Genomic DNA, 16,443 nt, shown 5'->3' on the forward strand with positions numbered 1-16,443 from the left:
TCCTTATACCTTATTTAATTTCCTTGTTTTTGCCCCTTTATTTAAGAGAAATAAGATTCCTTTCTCTTTTTGTTTCAATTTTTTTGTTTTTTTATTCTCTTTTATTTTTAGAAATTTTTCCCTTATATAGGTTTTATAAAAAAATTATTAATGAGGAAAAGGTTTTATATATATTAAGATTTTCAACTCTTTCTCTTTCTGCTGTTATTTTTAACATTTCTTTTAAAAATTTTTATATTTCTCTTTTTTACCTTGTTATTTCTATTTATTATATTAAGAAGTGAAAAAAATTCCCTTTTTTGTAATTGTAGGAAGGGTTAATGTAGGAAAGAGCACCCTTTTTAATTCAATAGTTGGCAAAAATATAGCTGTAACCCACAGGTTACCTGGAATTACAAGGGATGTTTTGAGAAAGAGAGTTTTATATGATGGAAATATTTTTGAGATTTGTGATACAGGTGGTCTTTTTGGTCCTGAGGATGAGTTAAAAGAAGAGGTAAAGTCAAAGGTTTTCAAAATAATAGATGAGGCTGACCTTTATCTCTTTGTAGTTGACGCCAAGGAGGGTTTGACAGAGGGAGATAAAGAGATCATGAATTTGCTGAGAACTAAAAATAAACCGATCTATCTTATCATAAATAAAATTGATGTTAAAGATAAAAAAATTCTTGATTTTTATGAACTTTCAATACCTGAAGAGAAAATTTTTAAAATATCAGCCACTCAAAAGTGGGGTATTTCTGAGATAATTGAAAGCCTAATTAAAGATTTCCCCTTTAAGGTAACCGAAGAGAAAAGGATTCCTGTAACAATAATTGGAAGACCCAATGTGGGTAAGTCCTCACTCTTAAATTCCCTTATAGGAGAAGATTATGCGATTGTATCACCTGTTCCAGGAACAACAAGGGATCCTGTTGAAGCTTTTAAAGATGAATTTATATTTATTGATACTGCAGGAATTAGAAAAAAATTTAATAATGATCTTGAATATTTTTCCTATATAAAAACATCTCACTCTATTGATTACTCATTAATTGTTATATTTGTGATAGATATCCGTGAACCCTTTACAAAAATTGAAAGAAAAATTTTCTCATTAATTGAGGAAAAGGGTAAAGGTATAATTATTGCTTTAAACAAGATTGATCTTTTAAAAGAAAAAGAGGTTGAAAAAATTTATAAGGATTTGAAGGAAATCTATCCTTATATTTCTTATGTTCCAATAATCCTCGTTTCTGCAAAAGAAAAGCTCGGTATTGAAACCCTTTATTTAACTATAAGAAGTGTCTGGAAAGAGATGAATAAAGTAATTAAAAAATCGCTTCTTAAAAAATTTTTGTCAAAAGTTGTGAAAGAAAATTCCCCTCCTTTTTTTATTAAGGATATAAGAGAGAAAAGCAAAATTCCGAGAGTTTATGAAGTTATTTCAGAGGATTATTTACCAACTTATTATATAAGATATATAAAAAATCAGATGAGGAAAGATTTTGGGTTAATGGGGGTTCCTTTAAAAATTTTGAATACTCTATATTGAAAATTAATAATTTTTAATAATAAAATTAAAGATTAATGGAATCTAATCTGGCTGAAATTGCCTTCCATCTTGTAGCCCAGATCTCTGTAATAATATTTTTTGCCAAAATAGGTGGAGAAATTTTTGAAAGATTTTTTAAACAACCTGCTGTTCTTGGTGAACTTTTAGCAGGAGTCTTAATAAGTCCCTTTTTTTTGGGTAAGCACATAAATTTACCTCACGCATCTCCCCTCTTTCCCTTGGTTAATTCAAATATACTTGGTATATCACCTGAACTTTACTCCCTTGCCCAGGTTTCTGTAATAATACTTCTTTTTATTTCAGGAGTTGAGACAGAACTTTCTCTTTTCTTAAGATATTCCTTGCCTGCCTTTATAGTAGCAGTAGGTGGAGTTATTTTTCCTTTTTTCCTTGGTAACCTTTTTACAATCTGGTTTGGTTTTGCTGATTCCTTCATGAGTCCGGAGAGTCTTTTTATGGGTGCAATTTTAACAGCCACATCCGTTGGAATAACCGCAAGAATTTTATCTGATCTTGGGAAGATTAATACTCCTGAGGGTGTTACAATACTTGCAGCTGCTGTTGTAGATGATGTTCTGGGTATTTTGGTTCTTACCATTGTAATCAGCATAATAGATATGGGTCATGTTTCAATAAATAAAGCAATCTTTATTACCTTTAAAGCTATATCAATCTGGTTTATAATTCTTATTATTGGTATATTTATTGCCAAACCCCTAACAAAAATTTTAAAAAAACTTAAATCTGAAGGAGCATGGCTTTCTATAATACTTGCTCTTACTTATTTTGCTTCTTATCTTGCTGAATCCTTTGGTCTTGCTATGATAATTGGAGCTTATGCAATGGGTCTTGCTTTTTCAACTACAGAATTGAAGGAAGAAATTATTGAAGATTTAAAAGGTGCTTACCATTTTCTTGTACCTATATTCTTTGTTGTTATGGGTATGCTTGTTGATTTAAATGCAATGGGGAAATCAATTTTATTTGGTATTGTAATTACATTTATCGCAATTATAACAAAGATTTTTGGTTGTGGAATCCCTGCTCTATTAATAAGATTCAATTTTATAGGAGCATTAAGGGTTGGATCAGGTATGATACCGAGGGGTGAAGTAGCACTGATTGTTGCTGGAGTTGCTCTTGCAAGGGGTGCTATAACTCATGATATTTACGGAGTTAGTATAATGGTAACAGCAATTACAACTTTTCTTGCCCCGATTTTACTTGTTCCTATTTTAAAAATAAAAAAAGAAGGAATAAGATGAAAGAATTAAAATTTAAAGGAAAGGATAATTTTATATCAGGTTTTTTTGAAGTTTTTAAGAATAATTTAGAAAATAGAGGATTCAAAAAAATTCTTGATACACATACTGAAAAGGAAAAGATAATTGAATATGAGAAGAAAAAAGATAAAATTGTTGTGGAAATAAAAGATATAGAACCTTTTGAATCAGAATTAAAAATATCTGGGGAAAATATTGATTTTATTATTTATGAATCTCTTAAAGTTTATATTAAAGAAAATATTTTACCAATTATAAGGTTTATCAATTTTGAAAAGGCAAAAAAATTTGAAGATTTTATAGACAGTCTATGATTTATTTTATTATATTAAGAAAAGGAAAGCAAGGAGAAGAAATTAATAAAATATCAATTTTAAAGTACATTTTAAGGAGGGGTTTTAATGTTTTTTTTAAAAAATATATTGGGTTAAATTCCCTATAAACAATTTTTTAAAAATGGCTGGATTAAAGGAAGCAAAATATATATGGATGAATGGTAAATTTGTGCCATGGAAAGATGCAAAGATCCATGTATTAACACATGCTCTTCATTATGCCTCTTCTGTCTTTGAAGGAATAAGGTGTTATAAAACAAAAAAAGGCTCATTTATTTTCAGATTAAGGGAACATATTAGGAGACTTTTTGATTCTGCTAAAATATACAGAATGGAAATACCTTACTCCATGGAAGAAATCATGAATGCCTGTAAAGAGACAGTTATTAAAAATGATTTATCTGAATGTTATATAAGACCAATTGTTTATAGGGGGTATCATTCCCTGGGTGTTAACCCTATTGATTGTCCTGTGGAAGTTGCCATTGCAGTGTGGGAATGGGGTAAATATTTAGGTCCTGAAGCCCTTGAAAAAGGTGTTGATGTTATGGTCTCTTCATGGACAAGAATAGCACCAAATACTGTTCCACCTCTTGCGAAAGCTTCTGGAAATTATGCAAATGGACAGCTCATTAAAATGGAAGCGGTTCTTTATGGATTTTCAGAAGGAATTGCTCTTGATGCAATGGGATTTGTTTCAGAAGGTTCAGGGGAAAATATATTTGCAGTAAGGGATGGAATAATTTATACTCCTTTTCTTGATGCCTGCATTTTACCGGGTATAACAAGGGATACAGTAATAAGACTTGCTCGTGATGCTGGTTATGAAGTTAGAGAAGTTATGTTACCGAGAGAATTTCTTTATATAGCTGATGAAGTTTTCTTTACAGGAACTGCTGCAGAGATTACACCCATAAGAAGTATTGATAAAATGATAATAGGTAAAGGTGAAAGAGGTCCTGTAACAAAGCATCTTCAAGAACTATTTTTCAGTTATGTAAATGGCGAGATAGAGGATAAATACGGATGGCTGACGCCTTTAAAATAAAAATTGCTATTGGTGCTGATCACAGGGGTTTCAAAATAAAAGAAATTATAAAAAAAATTTTAGAGGAAAAAGACTTTGAAGTAATTGATCTCGGAAGTTTTTCAGAAGAATCATCTGATTATCCTGACTTCGCAATAAGAGTCGGAGAAGAAATAAAGGGAGGTAAAGCTCATTTTGGAATCCTCATATGTATGACAGGAATCGGAATGATGATTGCTGCTAATAAGGTGAAGGGAATAAGAGCTGCTTTATGCAGGGATGAAGAAGATGCCTATCTTGCAAGAGCTCATAATGATGCAAATGTTTTAGCTCTCGGCTCAAAGAATTTTAAAGATGAGGAGGAATTAAAAAGGATTGTCCTTAAATTTGTTGAGACTCCTTTTGAAGGTGGAAGACACGAGAGAAGAATTAAAAAAATTTTGGATTATGAAAATTGTCCCACTGGGAGCAGATAGTCTTGGAACAAGGTCTTTTGCTCTTTTCATTGAAACTGGTGATTTAAAAATTATAGTTGACCCATCCTGTGCCCTTGCACCGAGAAGAAATAATTATCCCCCTTCCCCCCTTGAAATTAAAAAGTTAAATGAAACCTACAGAAAAATAAGAGAGCATGTTAAAGAGAGTGATATTGTGATAATTACCCATTATCATAATGACCATTTTCCCTTTTTTGATACAGATATTTTTATAAATAAAAGACTTTTTATAAAAGATTATAAAAGAGATATGAATCATATGCAGATTATCCGTGCAAAAAGATTTATAGAAGATTTAGAAAAAAAAGCTATTAAATATTTTTTTGCTGATTCAAAGGATTTTATTTTTGGAAAAACAAAAATTACTTTTTCGGGTGGACTTTGGCATGGTAAAGAAAAAAAACAAGGTAAAGTTATAGGTTTTTTTTTAGAGGAAGAGGAAAAATTTTTCTATTCCTCGGACACACAGGGTTTATGGGATTTAACATTAAAAGATTTTTTAAGGGGTAAAAGACTTGATTATTTTTTTCTTGATGGACCCTCCCTATATCAGAGTAAAAAAAAGGATATAGAAGAATTTATAAATGATCTATCGGATTTTTTAAAAGAAAATGAGAAAAGCAAAGTAATAATTGATCATCATTTTATTAGAGATTTAAGTTATAAGGATTACATTAAAAAATTTAAGGAAATTTTTGGTGAAAGAATTTTAACCTGTGCTATGTTTTCAGGGGAAGAGGATTCCCCTTTGGAAAGCTTAAGGAGGAAATACTATGAAGGAAAAAATTTGTAAATTAATCAAAGAACATTTAATTGACCTCACACCTTATGAGCCAGGAAAGCCAATAGAAGAGGTTAAAAGGGAGCTCGGTCTTTCTGAAGTTATAAAATTAGCATCAAATGAAAATCTTTACGGAGTTTCTCCCCTTGCTTTAAAGGCTATGAGAAAATTTTTAAAGGAAATGAATTACTATCCTGATGATACATCATATTATTTAAGAAAAAAAATTGCAAAAAAACACGATGTTAGTGAAGAGGAAGTGCTCATTGGTAATGGTTCAGTTGAGCTTCTTTACTATATTGGTTTGGCTTTTATTGATAATAAAGTTTCAGTTATTTTTAATACTGGTTCTTTCCCAATGTATAAAATAGTTTCAAAAATTTACAATGCTAAAATTATTGAAGTTCCTTTAAAAGAAGAAAATTTGGCCTGTGACCCTGTTAAAATTGCAGAAAATCTAAGAGATGATACGAAAGTTATATTTTTAGCAAATCCAAATAACCCTACTGGAACAAGTTTTTCCCATGATGAAGCTTTATATCTTTTAAAAAAGGTCAGTGAAGATACTCTTGTTATATTTGATGAAGCTTACAATCATTTTGTAGAAAGCAAAAGTTTTCCTGACAGTATGAAACTTTACAGAGAATATAAAAATCTTATAATTATAAGGACACTTTCAAAGGCTTACGGCTTGGCAGGTTTAAGGGTTGGATATATGCTTGCAAGACCAGAAATAATAAATGCCCTTTTAAAGGTAAAAATTCCATTTAATGTGAATAGATTAGCTCAAATTGCAGCTCTTTATGCTCTTGATGATGAAAAATTTTTAGAGGAATCAAGAAAAAGGATTAAAAGGGAAAAGGAATTTTTATACAAAAATTTTGATAAAATGAACCTATTTTATTTAAAATCTGATACCAATTTTATTTTTGTAAGGTTTAATATGGATGTAAGAAAAATTTATGAGGAACTTCTTAAAAGAGGTATAATAACAAGACCTTTGCCAGGGAGTATTTTCCCCAATTCTTTGAGAATTACGGTTGGAAGAAGGAAGGATAACATAAAACTTATTAAAGCCCTTCATGAAATCCTTAAGAATTAGATTCAAGAAAAAAACAAAGGCAAGACTTTTGGCTATAAATTTACTTTATAGATTTGAGCTTTTAGGAGATAATCCCCTTGAATTGGTTGAGAAAGAAAAGGTTGAAGAGACTACATTAGCAAGGGAATATTTAGAAAAAATTTTAAAAAATTTGAATGTTATAGATGATTTAATAAAAAAAAATTTAAAAAACTGGGATTTTGAAAGAATTTTACCCTATGAAAAATCAATATTGAGGTTTGGAGTGGGTGAAATACTTTTTTATCCAGATACTCCTTTAAATGTTATAATTGAAGAACTTTTAAAAATTGCCAATAGTTTTATAGATGAAAATGCGGTTAAATTTATAAACGGTGTCCTTGATAGTATTGGGAAATCTTTAAGAAAATGAGATATCTTGTAATTTCTGATATACATTCTAACTTTGAATCTTTAAGTAAGGTAATTGAAGTGGCGAAAAAAGAAGGTTATGATGAGATTCTATGCCTGGGTGATATAATAGGTTACGGAGCTGATCCAAATTTATGTACCGATTTTATAAGGGAGAATTCAAAACTCACAGTTTGTGGTAATCATGATTACTCCTTGATAAATTATGAAGAAAGAAATAACCTTAATGAGTATGCATTAAAAGCAATTGAGTGGACTGAAAAAGTTTTAACATATGAGAACAGAAAATTCATAGAAAAATTAAATTTTAAGGAAGAAGTTAATAAGGAAGTTGATATTGTTCATACAGCCCCTTCAGCTCCAGAATCCTTTGTATATATCTTTTCCCTTGAAGAGGCAATTTTTGAATTTCAAAGTATAGATAAAAGAATTACTTTCTTTGGACACTCCCACATACCTGTGATTTTTAAAAGAAAAAAAGAAGGAGAATATCAAAAATTTGGGTTTCAGGATATCTTTTATGAAGAAAAAAAAGATTTTTTTATTTTTAAATTTTCTTTAGAAAAAAATACAGATTACCTTATTAATCCAGGGAGTGTTGGTCAACCGAGAGATGGTGATCCAAGAGCTTCTTTTTTAATTTTTGATTTAGAAAAAAAAGAGATTTTTTTTTACAGGGTTTTATATGATGTTGAAAAAGCAAGAAAAAAGATAATTGATGCTGGTTTGCCACAATTTTTAGGTGATAGGCTTCTTTACGGAAGATGATTCTTTTAATTTTTTTAATTTTTGATAATTCCTTTGATAGAAGTGTAAGGGATATCTTTCAGAGGAATAGAACTCCTTTTCTTGATAAAACTTTTTTAGTTATAACAGAAAGTGCTGATAAGGAGTTTTTCCTTTTAACTCATGTTTTACTTTCCACTCTTTTTTCAGAGCATGAAAGGGATGACGCAAAACTCTCTTTTATTGGAGTAAGCTCTGTTTCCTTTTTAACCCTTTTGATTAAATACATTACAAGGAGGGAAAGACCTTCAGGTGGAAATGAAAATCCTTTTAATTCTTCTTTTCCCTCAGGCCATGCATCAGGTTCTTTTGCTTTTTCCTATATTTTATCTAAAAGGCATAAAAATTTAACTATTCCATTTTTTTTATGGTCAAGTCTTGTTGGAGTATCAAGAATATACTTGGATAGACACTGGACAACGGATGTTTTAGCAGGTTCACTTCTTGGTATTTCTTTTGGTATAATTATAATGAAATACGAAAGTAATCTATTAAAATTTAAAATTAAATAATGGATACAGGAATTCTTCTTTCTTTTTTAAAAGAAATTTCAGCAGAAACTGATCTTGAGAGGGTAAAAAGATTCCTTGATGCCTTTTTAAGGAATTTTTTTAAAGGTTATTTATCCTTTGATGTATTTATTGGTGAAAAAGAAGAGGAGATAAAGCCTTTATTCAGAAAGTATGAAAATGAAGATAAAATTAAAAATTTTCTTTTTAATTCAAAGGAGGTTTTTTTCCTTTCTGTAAAGAGTATTCCTTTTTACGAAGGTTTAAGTCCAGAATGCAATTACATTTTTTATTTTCCCTTTTATCACTTTGGAAAACTTTTTGGTTTTATATTGATTGATTTCAGGGATGATCTTTCAGAGGAGGTTTTTAATGACCTTAAAATTCTTTCCTCCTTTATAGGTCCTTTATTTTTTTCTTCCTATTTGCATAAAAAGAGGAAAGAATCAATTGAGAGGCTTGAATTGAGTTATGACCTTGTTCTGTTTTCAACAAGGGTTTTAGATGAAGATAGGCTTCTTGAGTATGTTATAAAAAATATTTACGAAAATCTTTATGATATTGAATCTTTATGTTTTTATAAGGTTAAGGGTAATGTTTTAATTCCGGTTATGTTCAGGGGTAAAAGGGAGTTTGATATTTTAAATATAGAGTTTTCCTTTCCTGGGGAGGCAATTAAGAAGATGAAGACAGTTTTAAAAGAAGGGGAACTTGCAATACTTGTTCCTACAAAGGATTTTGTTCATGGTGTTTTTTATATAAAAAGGAAAAGGGGGACTTTTGATGAAGAGGAGATTAAAACCTTTGAGATGATTTCAAATGCTTTATCTATTGCAATTGAAAATATAAATTTTATAAAGGAAATAAGGGAAAGGAAGGAAACGCTTGAAGAGGAAATCAAATATCTTGTTGAAAGAAGATCTCAGGAAGAGAAGATGGCTTTTATAGGAAAAATAACAGCAGGATTAATTCATGAACTTAAGAATTTAATTTCAGGAGTTTTGGGGGTTAGTGAAATTATAGAGTTAAGGGTTAAGGATGAAAAAATTAAAGAACTTATAAAGGCATTAAAAGAAGAAGGAGAGATAATGCACTATGTTTTAATGTCTCTACTTGAAATATCAAAGCCATTCAAACTCAATATAACCTTAAATTCTTTAAAAGAAATGGCTCAAAAAATAGTCTCAATCTCCCATTTTTTTGTTAAAGGTAAAAATATAGAGTTTTTCATAGATATACCTGATGATATAAACTTACTTTGTGATGAGATTAAGTTTGAACTTACCCTTTTAAATCTTATTAAAAATTCAATTGAAGCAATTGAAAAGGAGGGTAAAATTTTTGTTAATTTTAAAAAGAATAAGGATTTTGTTCTTGAGATTGAGGATACTGGTAAAGGAATAGAGAGTAAATATTTAGATAAAATTTTTGAGCCTTTCTTTACTACAAAGGAAAAAGGAGCAGGACTTGGACTTTCTTTTGTAAAAAAAGTAATAGAAGCTCATGGATTTACTATTTATGTTTCAAGTATAATAGGAAAAGGAACAAAATTTATGATTTATATTCCTGAGAAATTTATTAAAGGTTCAAATCCTACTAAAATTAAAGAATATGAAACCTGAAAAAAGAATTTTAATTGTAGAAGATGAAAAATTGCTCGGGATGACTCTTTATGATATACTCTTTTCAGCAACAGGAACTTTTGAAGTTGTTCTCTGTGAAACTGCTGAAGAGGGATTAGAGAAGATAAAGGAAAAAAAGTTTGACCTTATAGTTTCAGATTTAAAACTTCCCGGGCATATGAATGGGATGGATCTTCTGAAGGCTGCAAAAGAAATAAGCCCTGATACTCATCTGATTTTGATGACTGCTTATGGTTCAGATGCTGTAAGAAAGGAGGCTGAAAATATTGGTGTTGAGGCATACTTTGAAAAACCTTTTAAACTGAAAGAGTTTCTCTCAAGAGTTCTTAAAATTCTCGGGGTTGAAATAAAAAAGGAGTGAAAAATGGCACTTATAGGTGATTTAAGAGATGTAAAAATTGAAGATATCTTAAAGTTTATAAAAAGGCTTTCCAAATCCGGTAAACTGATTATAGATGGTGCCACAAGAAAAGGTGAGATATATTTTACAAAGGGAATGATTGTTGCTGTTAAGAAACAGGGAGAAAGCATAAAAAAGGAATATCTTGAACAGGAGGTTCTTGAACTTTTAAGACAGGAGGAAGGAACTTTTACCCTTGAACCAACAGAAGAACAGATGGATACTGTCTCTTTTATTGACCCAGATGAGGTTATTTTGAAATTGTAAAGGAAATTTTTACAATTGGACATTCAAACAGAAAGATAGATGAGTTTATTGACATACTTTTATTTTATAAGATTAAAAACCTCATTGATATTAGAAGATTTCCTTCATCTAAAAAATTTTTTTGGTTTAACAAAGAAAACCTTGAAAAAGAGCTTAAAAAACATAATATACTATATTTCTGGCTTGGTGAGGAGTTAGGTGGATTTAGAAGAAGAGGTTATGAAAATTATATGAATACTCAGAATTATAAGTTAGGAATTGAAAAACTTATTGATATATCAAGGGAAAGGTCATGTATTATGTGTGCTGAGAAATTATTTTTTAGATGTCACAGAAAATTTTTATCTAAGACCCTTAAAGAATTAAATTATAAAGTTATACATATAATGGATAAGAATAAATTTTTTGAATTCAAATGAAAATTTTTACAAATGGCGGGGAACTTATTGCCAAGGGAGCAATTGATGCAGGTGTAAGATTTTTTGCAGGTTACCCCATAACTCCTGCTTCTGTTATATATGAACCAATGATGAGAGATCTCCCAAAAGTGGAAGGTATAGCAGTTGGTGCCTCTGATGAAATTTCTGCAATATCTTATTGTATTGGTGCCTCTTTAAGAGGTATAAAATCAATGACTGCAACCTCAGGACCTGGATTTTCCCTTATGATAGAATCCCTTTCCTATGCTATTATGTCTGAAATTCCTATTACAATTGTTCTTGCCCAGAGACTCGGTCCTGCAACAGGTGGTGCTACAACTTCTTCACAGGGAGACCTTTTATTTTCAGCTTTTTCAAGTTCCGGTAGTTATCCATTGCCTATCATTTCTCCTTCAAGCATAGAAGAGTGTTATGAATTAATAATTCATTCTGTAAATGTTTCTGAATTTCTGAGAACACCTGTTGTTTTTTTAACAGAAAAGGAAATAACGATGACAAAAAAGAGTATAGATTTAAACTCCTTAAAAAAACCAGAAGTTTTGGAACGTAAATATTTTTCCGGAAATGGACAATTTAAGACCTATAATTTTAAAGATTTAAAGGATGTTCCTGATTTTTCACCAGTTGGAGGTAAATTCCTTACCAGGTATACAGGTAGTGCCCATGATAAAAAAGGTGAGTTAAAAAAAGATGACCCCGAGGTAATTGAAGTTCTTTATCATCTTAAAGAAAAAATATTAAAAAATATTGATAAATTTTTATTTTATGAATATTTTGAAAAAAAATCTGATATTTTAATTGTTTCTTATGGTGTAACATCTGAATCTGTAAGAGAGGTAGCAGAATCAAAAAAGGTAAGTTATTTAATTTTAAAAACTCTTTATCCCTTGAATGAAGAATTTTTAAAATCAATTTTTGGTAGATATAAGAAAATTCTTGTTGTAGAAGAGAATATAATGGGTAACCTTTACATTTTGATAAGGCATCTTTTGGGGACAAAGGGTTATTCTTTAACAAAAATAGGTTCTTTAATATCACCAGGAGAAATAAAAAATTTTCTTGAGTCAATATGAAAGATCTTTTTGAAATTATAGATAAACCGCAGAATTTTCCTTATTGCCCTGGTTGCGGGCATACTTCAATTGATATGGCTCTTGCAAGGGCAATTTTTGAACTCAATCTTGAAAAGGAAGATGTTTTAATTGTTTCAGATATAGGTTGTGTTGGCCTTGTTGATAAACTTTTTAATGTTCATACTTTACATACCTTGCATGGAAGATCAACAGCTGTTGCATCTGGTGTAAAGATGGTTGATGAAGTTCTTTTTGATAACAAATTAAAAACAATAGTTATGATAGGTGATGGAGGAGCAACAATAGGACTTCTTCATCTTGTTGAATCTGCAAAGTTAAATGTTGATATTACAGTTCTTATTCATAACAATTTTCTTTATGGAATGACAGGTGGTCAGCATTCTGGTTTAACTCCAAAAGAGTTTAAGACCTCAACCACAAGGATAGGTAACCCTTTTGAAGCTTTAAGAATTATTGATATTCTGAAAAATTCAGGTGCTTCCTTTTATGCAAGAACCTTTTCTCAGGATCCTGATTTAAAAGATATAATAAAAGAAGCTTTATCCCACAGAGGTTTTTCTGTTATTGAAGTTCTTGAATTATGTACAGGTTATGCCACGAGATATAATGATTTAAAGGGAAGTGATTTAAAGATAATTCTTGAAAATTCAGGTGGAAAAATTAAGGAAAAAATTGAAAGGGAAAGTTTTTGTTTTTTGTATAAAAATAAATTTTTTGATAAAAAGGGTGAATTTGAATTTACAGAGATTGAAGTGGAAAAGAAAATAGAGTTAAAAGATTCACTAAAAATAGTTATAGCAGGTTCAGCAGGTGAAGGGGTTCAGCTTGCTTCTTCTCTTTTATGCATTTCTGCAATTTTAGGAGGACTAAATTCCACTCAGAAAAATGATAATCCGGTTACAGTTGGAAGCGGTTTTTCTGTTTCAGAAATTATAATAAAGGACGGAGATATAAAATACACTGGCATTGAAGAGCCTGATTATCTTATTATTACCAGTATAGATGGTTTAAAAAGGGCAAAAGGTTTTATAGAGAGGTCTAAAAATATAATTATAGATGAATCTTTAACTGATAATAAAAATTTTATAAAAGTTCCAGCAAGGAAATATATAAAATTAAGAGGTGGACCCACTTACTTTTCTCTTGGTGTTCTTTTTGGAAAATTTAATCCTTTTGATTTTGAACTTTATGAGAAAGCTATTTTAAAATATGGAAAGGCTAAAGATGAGACCTTAACCTGTTTTAGAGAAGGATTAAATTTTGGAAGAAGATTATAGGGTTCTAATCCCATTAAAAAAGGGAGTTTTTATGCTTAATTTACTATTAGTAATACTATCATTCTTCACTCCCTCATGGGAGAAAGTTCCCCCTGACCTTCAGGAAAAACTCAGAAGATCTTCAGAGGATGAAGTGCTGACTGTAATAGTTCTTATGAATCCTTTTCCTGATTATGAGTATTTGAAAACTATACCTGATATAAAGACAAGAGCAGATTATCTTAAACTTCTTGCATCTGAGTCTCAGAGAGAAATTCTTAACTTTCTATCGCAGAAATCAACTTCAGATGTAGTTTTATATGAGAGCTACTGGGTATATAATGGAATAAGACTTAAAGCAAAACCAGATGTTATAAAAGAAATCTTACAGAGGGATGATGTATTAAGAGTTGAACTTGAACCCGAGGTTTTTCTTATAAAACCTGAAAAAGTGGATAATACTCTTAATCCTGAACCTTTAGCTGCTCCTTGGAATATGCAGATGGTAGGAGCTGATTCAGCCTGGGCTAATGGTTTCAGGGGTGAAGGAGTTATAATAGGGAGTATGGATTCAGGTGTTGACAGAACTCATCCTGCCTTTTCTGGTGTTACCTTTAAAGGAAGAGATTTTACATCAGATGGAAATCCCTTTTCTGATGGTTGTCAGCATGGAACTCATACGACAGGGACAGCAATAGGAGGGACAGGTAATTTTGGACCAAATGATATAGGTGTTGCGCCGAATGTTCCTACTTTTGTTATGGCAAAGATATTTGATAATAGTTGTTATGCCGGTAATATATCAGGTGGATTTCAATGGATTGCTTCTTTAAAGGCAGATTCAGGATTAAATATCAGGGCAGTTAATAATTCCTGGGGTTCCTGTACACAGACTTCACTTGCTTACTGGTCAGCAATTCAGACATGGAGATCTCTTGAAATATTCCCAGTTTTTGCTATTGGAAATAATGCTAATTGTGGAACTTCCTGTACTTCCACAGGAACAGCAGGAACACCTGGAAACTATCCAATTGTTATAGGTGTTGGCACAGTGGGTTCAGGAGCCTGTCATGATTGTGTTGGTCAGAGGGGACCTGCTCCTAATCAATCCCCCTGGAATAATCCGGCAAACTGGTTTTATCCAACATGGAATTTGTTATAGGTGTTGGAACAGTGGGTTCAGGAGCCTGTCATGATTGTGTTGGTCAGAGGGGACCTGCTCCTAATCAATCCCCCTGGAATAATCCGGCAAACTGGTTTTATCCAACATGGAATTTATTAAAGCCTGATATAGCAGCACCTGGTTCAGGGGTTAGGTCATCTGTTCCTGGTGGTGGTTATGCTACATGGGATGGTTCATCAATGGCAACTCCTCATGTTACAGGAGCCCTTGCACTTATATTTCAGGCTAATCCTACACTTACTGTTGATAGTGCTTATTCTCTGCTTGTAAATACAACTTCAAAACCTAATAACTGTGGATACAGTTATCCAAATGATAGGGTTGGATGGGGTATTGTTAATGTATGGCATGCAATAAAGACACAACTTGGGCAGCCTGTTGTTACAATAGTTTCCTGGGATACCTCAGGAACTGGTTCTGTTTGGGATCCTGGTGAAACTGTTATTATTGATTTTGTTGCCAAGAATGTTGGTCAGGATACAGCTCTTACGCTCACAGGGAAATTAAGAACTACGAGTCCCTATGTTACAGTTGTGGATTCTCTTGGTGCATGGCCTGATTTGGTTCCCAATCAGAGTGCTCCTAATACTGATAATTTTTCTGCCTATGCTGATCCTGGGGCACCTATTGGAACGAATGTGAATTTTGTTCTTTATATTTATGGGTATGATGATAATGGTAATCCTAAAACCTGGACATACTACTTTTCACTTCAAATTGGCCAACTTGGTTCTACCACTTTTGATATTCCTGCAGGAAATGCTATTTTAACAGTTTCAAATAAAGGTGGGTTTCCTTCAGCAGATGAAGGGGGGAGTATAGGTCCAGGGACAGGTTTTAAGTGGCCAAAAACTGGTGCTAATCATCTTTATTATGGCTCTTTTGCAATTGGAAACAGTTCCACTTATGTTGTTGATGCTTTTTACAATGCAAGTGATGTATTTGATAGTGATTTTGCACCAAGGGATGGTTTGTGGTGGGTGAGTCCCTTTGTGGGAGATACTATGGCAAGGTCAGGTTATGATGATTTAAGTCACGCAAGTCCTAAAAATATTTATGTAACACAATATGCTTTTGCTTTTTCTCAGACAGGTAATCCTGGGTGTGGTAATGGTGTTCTTGTTGAGCTTGATTTAATTAACAAGGGATCAAATCAGGTATCAGGGGTTTATGCTGGATTATTTATGGATTTTGATATAAATCCTTATAATCAAAATCAGGGAAATAAAGATTTAACAAGGAAACTTATTTATATGTATTATGGAAGCACTTATGTTGGTGTTTCACTTCTTGAATCTCAGGCTAATTTTATAGGTAAGTTTTTACATAATCCAACATATGTTTATCCTACTGGAAGACCGACAGAGACTGATAAGTATCAATTTCTTGCAGGACAGATTGGGAATGATCAGACTTCTGCTGCTGATGACTGGACAATTGTTGCTTCTTCAGGACCTTTTACACTTAATCCTAATGATACACAGAGGGTTGTTTTTGCCATAGTGGGAGGAAGCAGTCTAACGAATTTACAGCAGAATGTTGATGCAATCATAAACTGTTATTCTACACTTGTAAAGGAAACAAAGGTTAATTTAAAAAAGGTTCTCTTTTTGAAGGCTGAAAGAAATCCTAAAGGTATAAATATAATTTACAGCTTACCATACAACTCAAAAATTACTCTTGATATTGTTGATGTGGCAGGAAGAATAATTAAAAATATTGAGAAGGGTGAAAGGAATACAGGTTTATACTTTGTAAATCTGAAGAAAGAAGAAGTTGGAAAGGGAGTTTTCTTCCTGAGATTGAAAACCGATAAGGAAAGTCGCGTTGTTAAATTCCTTAATTACTAAAATATAAGAAAAAGAAGTTAAAAGAGAGGGGGAGGAAATTACCCT

19 protein-coding genes are annotated in these 16,443 nt (G+C 31.6%); all 19 read left to right on the top strand.

What is annotated here, in order from left to right; translation table 11 throughout:
- Positions 1-29 precede the first annotated feature (29 nt).
- The 19 genes from ABIN17_02695 to ABIN17_02785 all read left to right on the top strand — a co-directional run bounded on the left by ABIN17_02695 (position 30) and on the right by ABIN17_02785 (position 16,398).
- Complete coding sequence (locus ABIN17_02695) at positions 30-284, top strand: hypothetical protein (GenBank protein ID MEO0283963.1); 255 nt, start codon at positions 30-32, stop codon at positions 282-284.
- Complete coding sequence (der, locus tag ABIN17_02700) at positions 281-1,534, top strand: ribosome biogenesis GTPase Der (GenBank protein MEO0283964.1); 1,254 nt, start codon at positions 281-283, stop codon at positions 1,532-1,534. The genes ABIN17_02695 and der overlap by 4 nt, the downstream gene beginning before the upstream one ends.
- Positions 1,535-1,569: 35 nt before the next feature.
- The gene (locus ABIN17_02705) at positions 1,570-2,820 is read left to right on the top strand and encodes a cation:proton antiporter (GenBank protein MEO0283965.1); all 1,251 of its coding nucleotides are present in this window, start codon (positions 1,570-1,572) and stop codon (positions 2,818-2,820) included.
- The gene (locus tag ABIN17_02710; GenBank protein MEO0283966.1) at positions 2,817-3,152 is read left to right on the top strand and encodes a hypothetical protein; all 336 of its coding nucleotides are present in this window, start codon (positions 2,817-2,819) and stop codon (positions 3,150-3,152) included. Before ABIN17_02705 ends, ABIN17_02710 begins: the two co-directional genes overlap by 4 nt.
- 142 nt (positions 3,153-3,294) lie before the next feature.
- Positions 3,295-4,221, top strand: coding sequence for a branched-chain amino acid transaminase (locus ABIN17_02715; GenBank protein ID MEO0283967.1), 927 nt, complete (start codon positions 3,295-3,297; stop codon positions 4,219-4,221).
- Positions 4,200-4,676, top strand: a complete 477-nt coding sequence (rpiB, locus tag ABIN17_02720) for a ribose 5-phosphate isomerase B (GenBank protein MEO0283968.1) — start codon at positions 4,200-4,202, stop codon at positions 4,674-4,676. Before ABIN17_02715 ends, rpiB begins: the two co-directional genes overlap by 22 nt.
- Positions 4,648-5,490, top strand: coding sequence for an MBL fold metallo-hydrolase (locus tag ABIN17_02725; GenBank protein ID MEO0283969.1), 843 nt, complete (start codon positions 4,648-4,650; stop codon positions 5,488-5,490). Before rpiB ends, ABIN17_02725 begins: the two co-directional genes overlap by 29 nt.
- Positions 5,471-6,580 carry a histidinol-phosphate transaminase gene (gene hisC, locus ABIN17_02730; protein MEO0283970.1) on the top strand — a complete coding sequence of 370 codons (1,110 nt, stop codon included), beginning with the start codon at positions 5,471-5,473 and terminating at the stop codon, positions 6,578-6,580. The genes ABIN17_02725 and hisC overlap by 20 nt, the downstream gene beginning before the upstream one ends.
- Positions 6,561-6,971: a transcription antitermination factor NusB gene (gene nusB, locus ABIN17_02735; protein ID MEO0283971.1), complete on the top strand. Its 411-nt coding sequence runs from the start codon at positions 6,561-6,563 to the stop codon at positions 6,969-6,971. Before hisC ends, nusB begins: the two co-directional genes overlap by 20 nt.
- On the top strand, positions 6,968-7,738 hold the full coding sequence (locus tag ABIN17_02740) for a metallophosphoesterase family protein (GenBank protein MEO0283972.1): 771 nt from the start codon (positions 6,968-6,970) through the stop codon (positions 7,736-7,738). Before nusB ends, ABIN17_02740 begins: the two co-directional genes overlap by 4 nt.
- Positions 7,735-8,268 (top strand): phosphatase PAP2 family protein, encoded by a 534-nt coding sequence (locus tag ABIN17_02745; GenBank protein MEO0283973.1) that lies wholly within the window; start codon positions 7,735-7,737, stop codon positions 8,266-8,268. The genes ABIN17_02740 and ABIN17_02745 overlap by 4 nt, the downstream gene beginning before the upstream one ends.
- Positions 8,268-9,887, top strand: coding sequence for a HAMP domain-containing sensor histidine kinase (locus ABIN17_02750; GenBank protein MEO0283974.1), 1,620 nt, complete (start codon positions 8,268-8,270; stop codon positions 9,885-9,887). The genes ABIN17_02745 and ABIN17_02750 overlap by 1 nt, the downstream gene beginning before the upstream one ends.
- Positions 9,877-10,269: a response regulator gene (locus ABIN17_02755; GenBank protein ID MEO0283975.1), complete on the top strand. Its 393-nt coding sequence runs from the start codon at positions 9,877-9,879 to the stop codon at positions 10,267-10,269. Before ABIN17_02750 ends, ABIN17_02755 begins: the two co-directional genes overlap by 11 nt.
- Positions 10,270-10,272: 3 nt before the next feature.
- Positions 10,273-10,575: a DUF4388 domain-containing protein gene (locus tag ABIN17_02760; protein ID MEO0283976.1), complete on the top strand. Its 303-nt coding sequence runs from the start codon at positions 10,273-10,275 to the stop codon at positions 10,573-10,575.
- Positions 10,576-10,610: 35 nt separating this feature from the next.
- A complete protein-coding gene (locus ABIN17_02765) occupies positions 10,611-10,994 on the top strand; it encodes a DUF488 domain-containing protein (protein MEO0283977.1) in 384 nt (127 codons plus the stop codon).
- Positions 10,991-12,088, top strand: a complete 1,098-nt coding sequence (locus ABIN17_02770; protein MEO0283978.1) for a pyruvate flavodoxin/ferredoxin oxidoreductase — start codon at positions 10,991-10,993, stop codon at positions 12,086-12,088. The genes ABIN17_02765 and ABIN17_02770 overlap by 4 nt, the downstream gene beginning before the upstream one ends.
- Positions 12,085-13,386 (top strand): thiamine pyrophosphate-dependent enzyme, encoded by a 1,302-nt coding sequence (locus ABIN17_02775; protein ID MEO0283979.1) that lies wholly within the window; start codon positions 12,085-12,087, stop codon positions 13,384-13,386. The genes ABIN17_02770 and ABIN17_02775 overlap by 4 nt, the downstream gene beginning before the upstream one ends.
- Before the next feature lie 31 nt (positions 13,387-13,417).
- Positions 13,418-14,527, top strand: coding sequence for a S8 family serine peptidase (locus ABIN17_02780; GenBank protein ID MEO0283980.1), 1,110 nt, complete (start codon positions 13,418-13,420; stop codon positions 14,525-14,527).
- A complete protein-coding gene (locus ABIN17_02785) occupies positions 14,512-16,398 on the top strand; it encodes a S8 family peptidase (GenBank protein ID MEO0283981.1) in 1,887 nt (628 codons plus the stop codon). The genes ABIN17_02780 and ABIN17_02785 overlap by 16 nt, the downstream gene beginning before the upstream one ends.
- The last annotated feature ends 45 nt before the right edge of the window (positions 16,399-16,443 follow it).

This window comes from candidate division WOR-3 bacterium, assembly GCA_039803925.1.
In the GTDB taxonomy this organism is placed as follows: Bacteria; Hydrothermota; Hydrothermia; order Hydrothermales; family JAJRUZ01; genus JBCNVI01.

What these genes read in the sequence shown, in the direction of transcription:
- ABIN17_02710 (MEO0283966.1), top strand. Translation starts at nt 2,817, where the DNA reads ATGAAAGAATTAAAATTTAAAGGAAAGGATAATTTTATATCAGGTTTT.
- ABIN17_02705 (MEO0283965.1), top strand. Translation starts at nt 1,570, where the DNA reads ATGGAATCTAATCTGGCTGAAATTGCCTTCCATCTTGTAGCCCAGATC.
- ABIN17_02745 (MEO0283973.1), top strand. Translation starts at nt 7,735, where the DNA reads ATGATTCTTTTAATTTTTTTAATTTTTGATAATTCCTTTGATAGAAGT.
- ABIN17_02755 (MEO0283975.1), top strand. Translation starts at nt 9,877, where the DNA reads ATGAAACCTGAAAAAAGAATTTTAATTGTAGAAGATGAAAAATTGCTC.
- nusB (MEO0283971.1), top strand. Translation starts at nt 6,561, where the DNA reads ATGAAATCCTTAAGAATTAGATTCAAGAAAAAAACAAAGGCAAGACTT.
- ABIN17_02775 (MEO0283979.1), top strand. Translation starts at nt 12,085, where the DNA reads ATGAAAGATCTTTTTGAAATTATAGATAAACCGCAGAATTTTCCTTAT.
- ABIN17_02780 (MEO0283980.1), top strand. Translation starts at nt 13,418, where the DNA reads ATGCTTAATTTACTATTAGTAATACTATCATTCTTCACTCCCTCATGG.
- ABIN17_02770 (MEO0283978.1), top strand. Translation starts at nt 10,991, where the DNA reads ATGAAAATTTTTACAAATGGCGGGGAACTTATTGCCAAGGGAGCAATT.
- ABIN17_02760 (MEO0283976.1), top strand. Translation starts at nt 10,273, where the DNA reads ATGGCACTTATAGGTGATTTAAGAGATGTAAAAATTGAAGATATCTTA.
- ABIN17_02740 (MEO0283972.1), top strand. Translation starts at nt 6,968, where the DNA reads ATGAGATATCTTGTAATTTCTGATATACATTCTAACTTTGAATCTTTA.
- ABIN17_02715 (MEO0283967.1), top strand. Translation starts at nt 3,295, where the DNA reads ATGGCTGGATTAAAGGAAGCAAAATATATATGGATGAATGGTAAATTT.
- ABIN17_02750 (MEO0283974.1), top strand. Translation starts at nt 8,268, where the DNA reads ATGGATACAGGAATTCTTCTTTCTTTTTTAAAAGAAATTTCAGCAGAA.
- ABIN17_02725 (MEO0283969.1), top strand. Translation starts at nt 4,648, where the DNA reads ATGAAAATTGTCCCACTGGGAGCAGATAGTCTTGGAACAAGGTCTTTT.
- rpiB (MEO0283968.1), top strand. Translation starts at nt 4,200, where the DNA reads ATGGCTGACGCCTTTAAAATAAAAATTGCTATTGGTGCTGATCACAGG.
- ABIN17_02785 (MEO0283981.1), top strand. Translation starts at nt 14,512, where the DNA reads ATGGAATTTGTTATAGGTGTTGGAACAGTGGGTTCAGGAGCCTGTCAT.
- hisC (MEO0283970.1), top strand. Translation starts at nt 5,471, where the DNA reads ATGAAGGAAAAAATTTGTAAATTAATCAAAGAACATTTAATTGACCTC.